This window comes from Streptomyces showdoensis (assembly GCF_039535475.1).
Lineage (GTDB): Bacteria > Actinomycetota > Actinomycetes > Streptomycetales > Streptomycetaceae > Streptomyces > Streptomyces showdoensis.
Genome location: NZ_BAAAXG010000027.1, coordinates 296,755 through 310,733, shown reverse-complemented (window position 1 = coordinate 310,733; position 13,979 = coordinate 296,755). Strand labels below are relative to the sequence as shown.

The following is a 13,979-nucleotide window of genomic DNA, read 5'->3' as shown; positions in this document are numbered from 1 at the left end:
GGCGCCGTCACTGGTCGGGGTCGGCGGGGCGGGCGGGCGTCCCGTGGCCGGCGCGGTGGGCGTGTCCGCCCATGAGCTGGTGCAGCCGGTCGGCCATGGCGACCGCGAAGGAGGCGTCGTTGACGTGGGCGTCGAGTTCGTGGATGCGCACGCCGCTGCCGGTGACGGCGCAGCGCAGGGCGTCGAGGCCGGCGGCGTCGGCGGCCGGGTCGGCGAAGGGGCCGCCGGCCACGTCGACGGCGGAGACGCCGCGGCGCGGCCAGAAGACCTCGGCGGGCCCGCGGGCGGCGACCAGCTTGCGGCCGATGGCGGTGCCGAGGTCGGCCATCTCGGCGGCGGTGGTCCGCATGAGGGTGACGGTGGCGTTGTGGACGAGGAGCCGGCGGCCGGCGAACCGCTCGGGGACGCTCGCCTCGGGCCCGAAGTTGACCATGTCGAGGGCGCCGGGTGCGACGACCTGCGGGATGCCGGCGGCGCCCGCGGCGGTGAGGCGGCGCGGACCGGCGCTGAGCACCCCGCCGACGAGTTCGTCGGCGAGTTCGGTGGTGGTGAGGTCGAGGACGCCGTCGAGCAGGCCGTCGCGGGCGAGCTTCTCGACCGCGCGGCCGCCGGCGCCGGTGGCGTGGAAGACGAGGACCTCGTAGCCGTGTTCGGCGAGCCGGGCGCGGGCGGTGTCGACGGCGGGCGTGGTGACGCCGAACATGGTGGCGGCGACGACCTTGCGGCCGAGCCCGGCCGGCCGGTCCTGGTTGCGTTCGTGGCGCCGGGCCATGCCGGCGGCGGCCGCGGCGGCGTTGCCGAGGACCTGCCGGGAGACGGAGTTGAGGCCGGCGATGTCGACGACGCTGTACATCATCGTGAGGTCGCTGCTGTCGACGTACGGCGAGACGTCGCCGCCCGCCATGGTGCTGACCAGGATCTTCGGCACGCCGATGGGCAGGGCCCGCATGGCCTGGGCGGCGAGGGAGGAGCCGCCGCTGCCGGCCGCGGCGAGCACGGCGTGGGCGCGGCCGGTGCGGTGCAGGTCGAGGACGACCCGGGTGAGGCCGTCGGCCATGGCGGCCACCGCGGCGCCCCGGTCGCCCGCGGCGCGCAGGGCGGCGAGCTCGTGGCCGCCGGCCCGGGCGACGAGCTCGGCGGGGATGTCGGGGACGGGGACGTGGGCGGGCGGGGGGAGCACCCCCGTGTCGACGAGCAGGACGTCGGCCCCGTACTCGCGCAGCCGCTCCCGCAGCCAGGCGTATTCCTCCCCCTTGGTGTCCAGTGTCCCGACCAGCACCACCGTGGCCAATGCCCTCACGCTCCCTTTCTGTGGAGGTGTGACCGATCCTCGGTGCGGCGCCGGGTCGGGGCAACGACCAGTCGGGGCCGATTGGCCTGCGCGGATGCCCCGTGGCGAAGATGGGACGCATGGCCAGGATTCCCTCGACGCGTTTGTCCCGACTGCTGACCGGCTGGGCGTCGGAGGGGCCGGGGCCGTTGCCGCGGCGGCTCGCGGACGCGCTGCGGGAGCTCGCGGAGCGGGGGGGACGTGCCGGCGGGCACGGTGCTGCCCTCGCAGCGGGAGCTGGCGCTGGTGCTGGGGGTGAGCCGGTCCACGGTGACGGCGGCGTACGGCCTGCTGGAGGGTGAGGGCCGGCTGGAGAGCGTGCGGGGCAGCGGGTCGCGGCTGCGCGGCGCGGGCGTGCTGGACCGGCATCCCATGGAGGGGCGGCTGGCCAGTTTCGACGCCCGCGCGGGGACGGCGGATCTGTCGAGCGGGGCGCTGCCGGGGCTCGGTGACGTGGCGGAGGCGGTGGGTGCGCTGACGGCCGGGGAGGTGGCCTCGCTGCTCGGGGCGGACGGCTACCACCCGTACGGTCTTCCGGAGCTGCGGGAGGGGGTCGCCGCGTACTACCGGGCGGCGGGCGTGCCGACGGACGCGGAGGAGATCCTGGTGACGGCGGGCTCCCAGCAGGCGGTGTGGCTGGTGGCGCAGGCGCTGGTGGACCCGGGCGACACGGTGGTGGTGGAGGATCCGACGTACCGGGGTGCGCTGGAGGTGCTGCGGGCGCGCGGGGCGCGGCTGGTCCCGGTGGGCGGCGAGGGGGCGGACGCGGCGGGGCTGCGGCGGCTGTGCGGGGCGGTGCGGCCGCGGCTGGTCTATCTGCAGCCGACCGCGCACAACCCGACGGGGCGGAGCCTGGACGGGCCGGCCCGGCGGGAGTGGCGCGGGGTGCTCGGCGAGCTGGGTCTGTTCACGGTGGAGGACACGGCGTGCGCGGAGCTGTCGCTGGACGGGGACGGGGCGGTGGTGCCGCTGGTGGCGGGGCTGCCGAGCGGGTCGACGGTGACGGTGGGCACCTTGTCGAAGCTGTTCTGGGGCGGGCTGCGGGTGGGGTGGGTGCGCTCCTCGCCGCAGGTGGTGGCCCGGCTGGCGAAGATCAAGACCTCGGTGGACCTGTCGTGTTCGGTGGTGGACCAGCTGGTGGCGGTGCGGCTGCTCGCGGAGCTGCCGCGGGCGCGTGCGGGGCGGCGGGCGGTGCTGCGGGAGCGGCTCGACGCGGCGGAGGAGCTGTTGCGGGCGGAGGCGCCCGGGTGGGAGTGGACGCGGCCGGCGGGCGGCCCGGCGCTATGGGTGCGGGTGCCGGGTGCCGATACCGAGGCGACGGCCCAACTGGCGCGGCGGCGGGGCGTGTCGGTGGTGCCGGGTTCGGCGTTCTCGCCGGTGGACGGCTTCCGGGACCGGCTGCGGCTACCGTACGCGCGCGGGGTGGAGGCGCTGGCCGCGGCGCTGCCGACGCTGCTGGACTGCGCGGCGCGGAGCGGGGCGCAGGGGGCGGGCGGGGGCGGTTCGGCGGGCTGAGAGGCGCGCGCGGAACCGCCCCGTCGCGGAGGGGTGTTGCGGGGTCAGGCCTCGGCCCCGGCGGCGCGCGCGGCGGCTTCGGCCCGGGCGGCTCCCTCGGCGCGGCCCTTCTTGGCGGTGCGGATGGTCCAGAGGACGAGCAGGCCGAGGGTGCCGTAGATGAGGACCGGGTTGGCGACGACCATGGCCCCGACGGAGAGGGTGTAGGAGAGGCCGACGCGGGCGGCGGCCTCGACGAGGTAGGCGACGCCCCAGACGATCGTCATGCGGCGCATGACGGTGCGGAAGCCCTCGAACTGCCAGAGGCCGTTCCACCAGGCGTGGCTCTCGGCGGTGCCATCGGTGGAGAAGCGGCGCCCGAAGTAGAACATCAGGGGCTTGGGGGCGAGCAGCGTGGCCAGGCAGAGCGCGCCGAAGAGGCCCGTGACGGCCGAGTCCTTGACGAGCAGGGCCCGGGCCGAGTGGGCGCCGACGAGGGAGACGACGGCGGTGAGGGCGAGGAAGAAGAGGGTGACGACGGCGAACTCGTCCGTCTTCCGGTGCCAGACGAGGTGGACGACGGTGTCCACGACCGGCCAGACGCCGCTGAGGAGCAGCGCGGTGAAGTCGCTCCAGCCGCGGTCGGTGAGCGCCCCGAAGGTGAGGACGGGCGCGACGACGTTGAGTCCTATGGTGAGCGTCCAGCCGACGGCCGTGGCGGCCCCGGAGCGGGCGGGCGGGCCTGGGCGTGCCTCTGCTGCGGACATGGTTCCCCCTGGGTGAATGACCTGATCGGTGCGGAATTCGCACCGTAGGGCGCCGCCGAGGGGGCGGACAAGGCGAGAACGCCCAAAATGATCTTCAAGAGTTCTTCTGCGCGCACTCCGGGGGCACGTCGAGCGCGGCCTGTCCTCGGCCGGTGGGCTCCAGGTCGGGGCCGGCGAACGGCTCTTCCCAGGGGGCAGCCGAGTGCGGACCTCCGGGCCGCGCCGAGTGTGACGGGCGCGACGCCCACAGGGGGGATCTTGACGGATCCCTGACGCCCGCCGCCCGGTTCGCCGCGCGTCCCTTGCGTACGCTGACTCGGCCGCCGTCCGAGGGATGGCCGAAAACAGACCCATTCCCCGCATGGACAGCAGGAGCCCCTCGATGGCCACGTCCCCCCTCACCCGTACCGGCCGCTTGCGCGCCTGGATGTTGGAAGGCCTCTCCGACATGGGCAAGGGGCGGACCGCCGCCCCGGCGCCGCCGGAGGGGGCCGCGCCCGCGTCCACGCCGGAGCACAAGGGGCAGCCCTGGTGGCGGGTCATGTGTCTGACCGGCGTGGACTATTTCTCGACACTCGGCTACCAGCCGGGCATCGCCGCCCTCGCGGCCGGACTGCTCTCCCCCGTCGCCACCGTCGTGCTCGTCGTGGTGACGCTCGCGGGCGCGCTGCCGGTCTACCGGCGGGTGGCGGAGGAGAGCCACCGGGGCGAGGGCTCGATCGCGATGCTGGAACGACTGCTCTCCTTCTGGAAGGGCAAGCTGTTCGTCCTCACGCTGCTGGGCTTCGCCGCGACCGACTTCCTCATCACCATCACCCTCTCGGCCGCCGACGCCTCGACCCACCTGGTCGAGAACCCGCACCTGTCCGAGGCGCTGCACGACAAGCAGATGCTGATCACGCTGGTGCTGGTCGCCCTGCTCGGCGCCGTCTTCCTCAAGGGCTTCCTGGAGGCCATCGGCGTCGCGGTCGCGCTCGTCGGGATCTATCTGGCCCTCAACGTGGTGGTCGTCCTCACCGGTCTGTGGCACGTGCTGACCGAGGGGCACGTGGTGACCGACTGGTCCACGGCCCTGACGGCGGAACACGGCAACGTCTTCGTGATGATCGGCGTGGCCCTCCTCGTCTTCCCCAAGCTGGCGCTGGGGCTCTCCGGCTTCGAGACCGGCGTCGCGGTCATGCCGCACGTCAAGGGCGACCCGGACGACACCGAGGAGAAGCCCGCCGGCCGGATCCGCGGCACGAAGAAGCTGCTGACCACCGCCGCGCTGATCATGAGCGTGTTCCTGATCTCGACCAGCTTCATCACCACGGTCCTCATCCCGCAGCAGGAGTTCGAGTCGGGCGGCCAGGCCAACGGCCGCGCGCTCGCCTACCTCGCGCACGAGTACCTGGGCAACACCTTCGGCACGGTCTACGACGTCTCCACGATCGCGATCCTCTGGTTCGCCGGCGCGTCCGCGATGGCCGGTCTGCTCAACCTGATGCCCCGCTACCTCCCCCGCTACGGCATGGCCCCGCACTGGGCCCGGGCCGTGCGCCCGATGGTGATCGTCTTCACCCTGGTCGCCTTCCTCGTCACCTGGATCTTCGACGCGGACGTGGACGCGCAGGGCGGCGCGTACGCGACCGGCGTCCTCGTGCTGATCTGCTCGGCGGCCATCGCGGTGACCATCGCGGCGCGCAAGGCCCGCCAGCGCGGCTGGACGATCGGCTTCGCCGTCATCTCGGCCGTCTTCCTCTACACGACCGTCGTGAACGTCATCGAGCGTCCCGACGGCGTGAAGATCGGCGCCTGCTTCATCGCCGGCATCATCCTCGTCTCGCTGCTCTCCCGGCTCGGGCGCGCCTTCGAGCTGCGCGTCACCCACGTCGAGCTGGACGACCTGGCCGAGCGGTTCATCCGGGACATCGCCAACCGCACCCCGCGGTTCGTCGCCAACGAGCCCGACCGGCGCGACAAGGCCGAGTACCGCGAGAAGATCGAGCAGATCCGCGCCGACAACGACCTGCCCACCACCGAGGACTTCGTCTTCGTCGAGGTCACCATCACCGACCCGTCCGAGTTCGAGGCGGGCCTGACGGTGCGGGGCGAGGTGCTGCACGACCGCTACCGCGTCCTGACCGTCGAGAGTTCCTCCGTCCCCAACGCGCTCGGCGCCCTGCTGCTCCACGCCCGCGACCTCACCGGCGTGCGCCCGCACATCTACTTCGAGTGGACCGAGGGCAACCCCTTCGCCAACTTCCTGCGCTTCTTCCTGTTCGGGCAGGGCGAGGTCGCCCCGGTCACCCGTGAGGTGCTGCGCGAGGCCGAGCCGGACCGCGCCCGCCGCCCGTACGTCCACGTGGGCTGAGGGGCAGGGCGCCACTTCGCTCCAACCACGAGCTCTATAATCAATAAAGTGAATAATGACATTCGCGATTACCCAATGAGTGAGAGAAGGCGGCCGGTCGCATGACGGTTCAGGCGAGCCCCCCGTACCTGCGCTACGTCGCCCTCGGGGACAGCCAGACGGAAGGCGTCGGGGACGGCGACGACGTCCGGGGTCTGCGCGGCTGGGCGGACCGGCTCGCCGAACTGCTCGCGCGGGACAGCCCGGAGCTCCACTACGCCAACCTGGCCGTACGGGGCCGGCTCGCCGGACAGGTACGGGCGGAGCAGCTCGGGCCCGCGCTCGCGCTGCGCCCGGACCTGGCGAGCGTGGTGGCGGGGGTGAACGACCTGCTGCGGCCGCGGTTCGACGCGGACGGGGTCGCCGGGCAGCTGGAGGCGATGTTCGCCGCGCTCACCGCCCAGGGAGCCCGGGTCGTGACCCTGACCTTCCCCGATCTGACCCGATTGATTCCGGCGGCCCGCCCCGTCGCGCCCCGCATCGCCGCGGTCAACGACCGCATCCGCGAGGCCGCGCGCCCGCACGGCGTGACCGTCGTCGAGACCGGCCACCACCCGGTCGTCACGGACCCGCGCCTGTGGAGCACCGACCGGCTCCACGCGTCGCCGCTCGGCCACGCGAGGATCGCCGCCGCCGTCGCCGAGGCCCTGGGCCTCTCCGGCAGCGACGGCTCCTGGTCCCACCCGCTCCCGCCGCCCGCGGTCCGCCCGGCCACCGGCCCGCGCGCGGCCGTCGCCGAAGCCGCCTGGGTGGCCTCCTTCCTGACGCCCTGGCTCACCCGGCGGCTGCGCGGCCGCTCGTCGGGCGACGGGCGCACGGCGAAGCGGCCGACGCTGCTTCCGGTGGACGGGGGCTGATCACCGGGGCGTCTGCCGCCGCCCGCCCGGCCCGAGCGGCTGGGGTTCGGCGTCCGGCTCGCCGCCTCCTTCGACGGGGCCATGGAGCCCGATCCCCTGCTGCCGCCCGAACTCCTGCCCCGCCCCTGGCAGGGCGCCGCGGCCCGCGCGCCGGCGGCGGAGTGCCGGCGTGAGCCGGCACGGCTCGGGGACGACGAAGGGGACCGGAGCGAGGGCGGGGACGGGGACGAGGCGGTCGTGCGCCGCGGCTGTTCGCGCTCTACCGGGGGGCTGCTCTCCGAGTGACCGGCGCGGGCGGCCCCGGGCGGGCGGCGTCCCGGCGGGGCTCCCGCTCAGCCCACCGCCGCCCGGGCGCCCGCGATCCGGGCCGGGTCCCAGCCGCGCCGCGGGACCGAGTCCAGGAGCAGGCGGGTGTAGGGGTGTTCCGGCGCGGTGAGGACGCGGGAGGTCGGGCCGGACTCCACGATGCGGCCCGAGCGGAGCACCACCAGCTCGTCCGTGATGTGCCGCACCACCGCGAGGTCGTGGGTGACGAAGAGGAAGCCGACCCCGGCCTCGCGCCTGATCCTGCCGAGGAGTTCGAGGATCTGGGCCTGGATGGAGACGTCCAGGGCGGCCACCGCCTCGTCGAGGACGAGGACCCGCGGCTCGGCGGCCAGGGCCCGGGCGATGGCCACGCGCTGGCGCTGGCCGCCGGAGAGGCGGCGCGGCAGGGCCTCGGCCTCGCGCGGGCCGAGGCCGACCTGGTCGAGGAGTTCGGCGACCCGGGCCCGGCGGGCCGCCGGGTCGAGCCGGAAGTGCAGCCGCAGCACCTCGTCGACGCAGCCGCCGGCGGTGATCCGGGGATCGAGGGAGAGGTAGGGGTCCTGGAAGACCATCTGGATCTCGCGCGCCCTGGCCAGCCGTTCGGCCCGGCCGCGGGGGCGGGCGGAGCGGTCCCGGCCGTCCAGGGTGACCGTGCCGGCGTCGGCGCGTTCGAGGCCGACGAGCATGCGCACGGTGGTGGTCTTGCCGCTGCCCGACTCGCCCACGATGCCGAGGGAGGAGCCGGGGGCGAGGGCGAAGGACACGTCGTCGACGGCGGTGTGGTCGCCGTACTCCTTGCGGAGCCCCGTGACGACCAGGCCCTCCCCCTTCGCGGTGGCGGTCACAGCAGGATCCCTTCGTCGGCGCGGTGGCAGGCGGCGAGGCCCTCGCCGTACGCGGTCAGCGCGGGCGCCTCTTCCTCGCAGCGGGGCAGGGCGTGGGCGCAGCGGGCGGCGAAGGCGCAGCCCGGCGGGGCCTCGGAGACGGAGACCGGGCGGCCCTCGATGGGCCGGGGGGCGGGCGCGTCGGGGTCGATGCGCGGGGTGCAGGAGAGCAGGCCCGCGGTGTAGGGGTGCCGCGGGCGGTCGAAGAGCTCGCCGGCGGCACGGGTCTCGACGATGCGGCCGGCGTACATCACGTACACCCGGTCGCAGATGGCGGCGGCGAGTTCGAGGTCGTGGGTGACGAAGAGGAGTCCGGTGCCGCGTTCGGCCTGGAGACGGGTGAGGATCGCGATGATCTCCGCCTGGGTGGTGACGTCGAGGGCGGTGGTCGGCTCGTCGGCGACGATGAGCGCCGGGTCGCCCGCGAGCGCGGCGGCGATGACGACGCGCTGGAGCATGCCGCCGGAGAACTCGTGGGGGCGGCGGCGCAGGGCGCCGCGCGGGTCGCGGATGCCGACGGCGGCGAGGAGTTCCTCGGCACGGGCGGTGGCCTTCGCGGCCGGGGTGCCGGCGGCGCGCAGGCCCTCGGTGACGAAGTCGCCGACGCGCCGCAGCGGGTTGACGGAGGCGCGCGGGTCCTGGAAGACCATGGCGGCCTGGCGGGCGCGGACCTCGGCGAGTCCGGCCCGGTCCGCGGTCAGGACGTCGCGGCCGCAGACGCGTACCTGGCCGGTGGTGCGGGCGCCGCGGGGCAGCAGGCCGAGGACGCTGCGGCAGGCGACGGACTTGCCGGAGCCGGATTCGCCGACGAGGCCGACGGTCTCGCCGGGGGCGACGGTCAGGGAGACGCCGTCGAGGAGCGGCCGGGCGGCCTGGCCCTCGGGGAGGCGCAGGGTGAGCCGGTCGATCTCCAGCACGGGCCGGGTGTTCGCGTGGGTGTTGCTCATGGGGTTCACCGCTCCCGCTTCGCGATCCGGTCGGCGATGCCCTCGCCGACGATGCCGAACGCCACGACGGCGAGGACGATGCAGGCGGACGGCGCGAGCGCGGGCAGCATCGCGCCCTGCTGGAGCGCCGACTGGCCCTCGTTGATCATGGCGCCCCAGTCGGCGGTCGGGGGCTGGACGCCGAAGCCGAGGAAGGAGAGGGCGGCCAGGTCCATCAGCGCGTAGCCGAAGTTCATGGCCGACTGGGCGAGCAGGGTGGGCGTGATGTTGGGCAGCAGGTGGCGCAGGCAGATGGTCCAGCCGGACCAGCCCTGCACGCGGTAGGACTCGATGTACGGGCGGGCCTTCTCCTGGCGGGCGATGCCGCGGACCAGGCGTCCGACGTACGGGGTGTAGGCGACGGCCATGGCGATGACGGGTGCGGTCATCCCGGAGCCGACGACCGCGACCAGCATGATCGCGAGGAGCAGGCCGGGGATGGCGAAGACCAGGTCCATGGACCGGGAGAGGAAGGCGTCGGCCCAGCCGCCGCGCCAGCCGGCCACGACGCCGAGGACGGTGCCGAGGAGGGTGGAGACGGCGACGACGAGCAGCGGGCCGAGGAGTCCGGTGCGGGCGCCGTACATGAGCCGGGACAGGATGTCGCGGCCGGACTGGTCGGTGCCGAGGAGGTGGTCGCCGCTGGTGCCGACGAGGCTCGACGTGAGGTCCATCGCCTCGGGGTCGTACGGGGCGAGGAACGGGGCCAGGGCGGTGACGAGCACGAGCGCGGCGAGGAGCAGCACGGCCGTGTTGAACATCGGGCCCTGGCCGAGTGCCCGCAGGCGGCGCAGGCCGGGGCGGCGCTGGAGCGCGTCCGCGGGGCCGGCCGCCTCGGGGCGTGCGGTGAGGGTCATGAGGTGCCTTCCCCGTGGAGGGTGAGCCGGGGGTCGATGAGCGGGGCGCAGAGGTCGACGACCAGGTTGACGAGGACGAAGGCCGCGACGCTGAGCAGGGTGACGGCCTGGACGACGGCGAAGTCCTTGGCGCTGACGGACTGCACGAGGAGGGAGCCGAGGCCGGGGACGTCGAAGGCGGTCTCGACCACGGAGGTGGTGACGAGGAGTCCGGCGAGCATGGTGCCGCCGACGGTGACCACGGGGCCGAGGCTGTTGCGCAGCACGTGCCGTCGGACCACGGTGCGTCCGGCGACGCCGCGGGCGCGGGAGACGTCCACGTGTTCGCGGCCGAGTTCGTCGAGCATCGCCGAGCGGGTGACGCGGGCGAGGAGTCCGGCGAAGGTGGTGGCGAGGGCGAAGGCCGGGAGTGTCAGGTAGTAGAGGCGTTCGCCGAGTCCTTCGGGGGTGCCGCCGGGGCCGGGGAACCAGCCGAGGTTGACGGAGAAGAGGGAGACCAGCGCGATCGCGCTGACGAAGGAGGGGGTGGCGGTGGCGATGCCGGTGGCGACGAGGACGAGCCGGTCCAGGAGGCCGGGGCGCAGGGCGGCCAGCACGCCCGCCGCCACGCCGCCGACGGCGACGAGGACGGCGGAGTAGCCGACGAGCAGCACGGTGCCGGTGAGGCGGGAGCCGAGCAGGGCCGAGACGTCCTGGTGGTACTGGGCGGAGCGGCCGAAGTCGCCGTGGAGCGCGCCGCCGAGCCACTTGGCGTACTGCACGAGGAGCGGGTCGTCGAGGTGGTACTCGGCCCGCAGCGCGGCCACGGTCTCGGCGGTCGCGGGGCGGCCGTGCAGCAGGAAGGAGACCGGGTCGCCGGGGGCGAGGTGCACGCTGGCGAAGACCACGAAGGAGGTGACGAGCAGGACGCCGAGGAGTCCGGCGAGCCGGCCGAGGAAGTAGCGGAGCATGCCGTTCATCAGTGCGCGGCGCCGATCGTCGCGGCCCAGGGGTAGTAGAGCTGGGCGATGCCGGTGGGGGCGCCGGTGACGCGGCTGCCGAGGAAGACGGTGTAGGGGGCCTCGTAGAGCGGGATGGTGGGCAGCTCGCGGACCACGATCTTCTGGAGTTCGGCGGTGAGGTCGGCGCGGGCGCCGGGGTCGACGGCGGTGTTGGCGCGGTCGAAGGCGGCGTCGTAGCCGGGGTCGGACCAGTTGCCGTAGTTGCCGAAGTCGCCGGTGCGGAAGTACTGGTAGAACTCCAGCGGGTCCGGGGTGTTGTCGTAGCCGTTGGTGATGACCAGGTCGAGGCCCTTGCGGGCGTTCTTGTCGACGAAGATGCTGCTGTACGCCTCGGGCGAGACGGACTTGAGCTGGACGTCGAGGCCGATCTGGCGGCCGGCGGCCTGGACGGCGTTGGCGACGACGCTGATCTCGGGGGCGAGGGTGCTGGTCGCCAGGGTGACCTTCTTGCCGGTGGCGCCGGCCTGGTCGACGAGCTCCTTGGCGGCGGCGACGTCGTAGACGGGCTCGGGCAGGTCCTTGAAGTAGCCCTCGGTGCGCTCGGGGAGGAGCGACCAGGCGCCGCGCGCGGTGGGGGCCTTGGCGGGGGTGCCGACGCCGCCGGCGGCGGCCTTGATGATGTTCTTCCGGTCGAGCGCCATGGACAGGGCCTGGCGGACCTTGAGGTCGCCGAGGGTGCCCTGGAAGTCGAGGACGGCGAGGTTGGCGGCGGCGGTGTTGGGGCCGAAGTACAGCTTGCCCTTGTTCGTCGCGCGGAGCTGGGCGAGCGAGGAGGAGGGGACCATGTAGCCGCCGTCGGCGGTGCCGGACAGGAAGGTGTTGGTCCGGGCGGAGGGGTCCTCGACGAAGGTGAAGCGGACCGTGTCGGTCTTGGGCGTGAGCTTCTTGTCCCAGTACCCGGGGTGCTTCTTGAGGGTGATGGACTCGCCCTGCTGCCACGTGTCCAGGGCGTAGGGGCCGGTGCAGTTGACCTTGCCGCCGGGGACGCCGTACTCCTTGCCGGCCTTGGCGAGGAAGGCGGCGCTCTCGATGGTGCCGGGGGAGGCGGCCATGAGCTCGTTGAGGAGGACGTCGGGCTTGGTGAGCCGGAGGGTGACCTGGAGGGGGCCGGTCTTCTCGACCGCCTTGACGTTCTTGAAGGCGGAGCCCCAGGGGGAGCCGGTGGCCGGGTCCATCTGGCGCTTGAGGGAGGCGACGACGTCGTCGGCGGTCATGGTGCTGCCGTCGTGGAACGTCACGCCGGGGCGCAGGGTGTAGATCCACACCAGCGGGTCGGGGTTCTCCCACTTCACGGCGAGGCCGGGCTCGATCCTGAGCTCGGGGGTGACCCGCAGGAGCTGCTCGCAGACGTTGGCGAGGACGGTGTTCGGCGGGTAGTCGAAGGCCTGGGCGTAGTCGAGGGTGTACGGCTCGGCGTACAGCGACCAGGTGAGGGAGGACAGCCGGCCCTTCGCCGCGGGGGAGGTCGGCGTGACGGTGTACGCGGCGGAGCCGGCGCCCGGCTGGGTGGCGCCGGAGCAGCCGGTCACCGTGGCGAGGGCCGCGGTACAGACGAGGGCTGCGAGGAGTCTGGGCGTGCGCAAGGAGACCCACCCCTTTACGGGTGTCGAGACGTGCACTGGGGATGCGGGGGGTGCTGCGAGGCGTTGCGAGGCTGGGGGGATGGAGCGAGTATTGATGCGGGAACGTTCCCGCACAAGACTTTGCGGGAACGGTTTTGCAGAGGTCACAGAGGTGGCAGCATCGGACTGTGACCACATCTGAACAGCTCGGAGGGCATGCCGGGGACGGGCCCGGCGGACCCGGCGCGCGGGCCTCCGGACCACGGGTCCGGCTCGTCGACGTGGCCCGTGAGGCCGGGCTCTCGAAGACGACCGTCTCCGCCGCGCTCAACGGCACCGGACGCCTCTCCCCCGCGGTGCGGGAGAGGGCGCGCGAGACCGCGCGGCGGATGGGCTACCGGCCCAACGCCACCGCCCGGCAGCTGCGCGCCGGGCGGGCCCGGCTGATCGGCTACGTCGTGGGCGAGTTCGCCGGCGAGCCCTGGACCTACCTGGACTCCCCGTACTTCGCCCGGCTGACGAGCGCGACCGCGGCCGCCGCCCTGAGGCACGGCTACGCGCTGGTGATGCTGCCCGCCGGGACGCTGCAGCGGGAGTGGGCCGACCTGCCCCTGGAGGCGGTGATCGTCGCCGATCCCGTCGAGGACGATCCCCTGGTCGAGGACTTCCTCGCCGCGCGCATCCCGGTCTTCAGCGACGCGTCGGTCGCGGACCGGCCGGGCGCGCACTGGGTCGACGTGGACACGGAGGCCGCGGTACGGGACTCCCTGGACCACCTGCGCGAGCGGGGGGCGCGGCGGACCGCGCTCGTCCTCCCGGACAGCACGACCCGCTTCCACCGGCAGGTCCACGCCGCCTACCGCGCCTGGTGCGCGCGGCGCGGCGCCGAGGAGCTGGTCACCCTGGTCCCGGCCCCCGGGAACGGGCCGGTGGTCCGCTCGGTCGAGGAGGCCCTGGGCGCCGAGCCCCGGCCCGACGGGCTGTTCGTGGTGGCGGAGGCGAGCCCGCCGCTGGTCCTGGACGCGGCGCGGCGGCGCGGCCTCTCCGTGCCCGGGGACCTGCGGGTGGTGTGCGTCAGCGAGGACAGCTCCGCCGCCCACGCCGACCCGCCGGTCACCACGCTGAGCCTGCGGCCGGTCGAGGTCGCCGAGGCGGGCGTGTCGCTGCTCGTCTCCGCCCTGGAGGACGGAGGCAGCACCCCCCCGGGTGTGCTGCTCTCCGCCCGGCTCAGGGTGCGGGCCTCGTCGTGACCCCACCGGGGCTCCGGCCCGGCCGCCGCGAGGTGACCCCGGGAAGGCTCCGGACCCGCCGCCGAGAAATGCCCCCGGCCCGGCTTGGGTCCGGGCGCCGAGGGGAGAGCCCTCCGCGGTTCCGGCCCGGCCGCCGCGAGGCGACCCCGCGGAGGCTCCGGACCCGCCGCCGAGGAATGCCCCCGGCCCGGCTTGGGTCCGGCCGCCGAGGGGTGACCCCTCCGGGGCTCCGGTCCAACCGCCGGAAACCGCCGTGGCGGTGCCGCCGGGCGTGCGGTGCCCCGCGGCCCCGC

General features: G+C 74.4%; 12 protein-coding genes. 5 read left to right on the top strand and 7 right to left on the bottom strand.

The window, feature by feature from the left end:
* Window positions 1–7 precede the first annotated feature (7 nt).
* Window positions 8–1,291 (bottom strand): Tm-1-like ATP-binding domain-containing protein, encoded by a 1,284-nt coding sequence (locus tag ABD981_RS34235; protein ID WP_046907641.1) that lies wholly within the window; start codon window positions 1,289–1,291, stop codon window positions 8–10.
* 240 nt (window positions 1,292–1,531) lie between these two features.
* Here ABD981_RS34235 and ABD981_RS34230 point away from each other — a divergent pair, with 240 nt between their 5' ends.
* Entirely contained in the window at window positions 1,532–2,845 is a 1,314-nt protein-coding gene (locus ABD981_RS34230; RefSeq protein ID WP_345530487.1) for an aminotransferase-like domain-containing protein, read from the top strand.
* A gap of 44 nt (window positions 2,846–2,889) precedes the next feature.
* Here the strand turns inward: ABD981_RS34230 and ABD981_RS34225 are convergent, their stop codons facing one another.
* A complete protein-coding gene (locus ABD981_RS34225; RefSeq protein ID WP_046907642.1) occupies window positions 2,890–3,591 on the bottom strand; it encodes a VC0807 family protein in 702 nt (233 codons plus the stop codon).
* Window positions 3,592–3,973: 382 nt separating this feature from the next.
* On the opposite strand from ABD981_RS34225, the gene ABD981_RS34220 reads away from it, so the two are divergent.
* The 3 genes from ABD981_RS34220 (at window position 3,974) to ABD981_RS34210 (ending at window position 7,125) form a co-directional block, all read left to right on the top strand.
* The gene (locus ABD981_RS34220; protein WP_046907643.1) at window positions 3,974–5,944 is read left to right on the top strand and encodes an APC family permease; all 1,971 of its coding nucleotides are present in this window, start codon (window positions 3,974–3,976) and stop codon (window positions 5,942–5,944) included.
* Between the two features lie 101 nt (window positions 5,945–6,045).
* On the top strand, window positions 6,046–6,840 hold the full coding sequence (locus ABD981_RS34215; RefSeq protein ID WP_046907644.1) for an SGNH/GDSL hydrolase family protein: 795 nt from the start codon (window positions 6,046–6,048) through the stop codon (window positions 6,838–6,840).
* 81 nt (window positions 6,841–6,921) lie between these two features.
* Window positions 6,922–7,125 (top strand): PaaX family transcriptional regulator C-terminal domain-containing protein, encoded by a 204-nt coding sequence (locus ABD981_RS34210; RefSeq protein WP_345530486.1) that lies wholly within the window; start codon window positions 6,922–6,924, stop codon window positions 7,123–7,125.
* A gap of 47 nt (window positions 7,126–7,172) precedes the next feature.
* Here ABD981_RS34210 and ABD981_RS34205 read toward each other — a convergent pair whose 3' ends face one another.
* Genes ABD981_RS34205 through ABD981_RS34185 form a run of 5 tightly spaced genes read right to left on the bottom strand, consistent with a single transcriptional unit; the run spans window position 7,173 to window position 12,457 of the window.
* Entirely contained in the window at window positions 7,173–7,991 is an 819-nt protein-coding gene (locus tag ABD981_RS34205) for an ABC transporter ATP-binding protein (RefSeq protein WP_046907645.1), read from the bottom strand.
* A complete protein-coding gene (locus ABD981_RS34200) occupies window positions 7,988–8,977 on the bottom strand; it encodes an ABC transporter ATP-binding protein (protein WP_046907646.1) in 990 nt (329 codons plus the stop codon). Before ABD981_RS34200 ends, ABD981_RS34205 begins: the two co-directional genes overlap by 4 nt.
* Before the next feature lie 5 nt (window positions 8,978–8,982).
* Window positions 8,983–9,873, bottom strand: a complete 891-nt coding sequence (locus ABD981_RS34195; protein ID WP_046907647.1) for an ABC transporter permease — start codon at window positions 9,871–9,873, stop codon at window positions 8,983–8,985.
* The gene (locus ABD981_RS34190) at window positions 9,870–10,823 is read right to left on the bottom strand and encodes an ABC transporter permease (protein WP_046907731.1); all 954 of its coding nucleotides are present in this window, start codon (window positions 10,821–10,823) and stop codon (window positions 9,870–9,872) included. Before ABD981_RS34190 ends, ABD981_RS34195 begins: the two co-directional genes overlap by 4 nt.
* 8 nt (window positions 10,824–10,831) lie before the next feature.
* Complete coding sequence (locus ABD981_RS34185) at window positions 10,832–12,457, bottom strand: ABC transporter substrate-binding protein (RefSeq protein WP_046907648.1); 1,626 nt, start codon at window positions 12,455–12,457, stop codon at window positions 10,832–10,834.
* A 167-nt stretch (window positions 12,458–12,624) separates the two neighbouring features.
* Here ABD981_RS34185 and ABD981_RS34180 point away from each other — a divergent pair, with 167 nt between their 5' ends.
* Window positions 12,625–13,686 (top strand): LacI family DNA-binding transcriptional regulator, encoded by a 1,062-nt coding sequence (locus tag ABD981_RS34180; protein WP_123954440.1) that lies wholly within the window; start codon window positions 12,625–12,627, stop codon window positions 13,684–13,686.
* Window positions 13,687–13,979 lie beyond the last annotated feature (293 nt).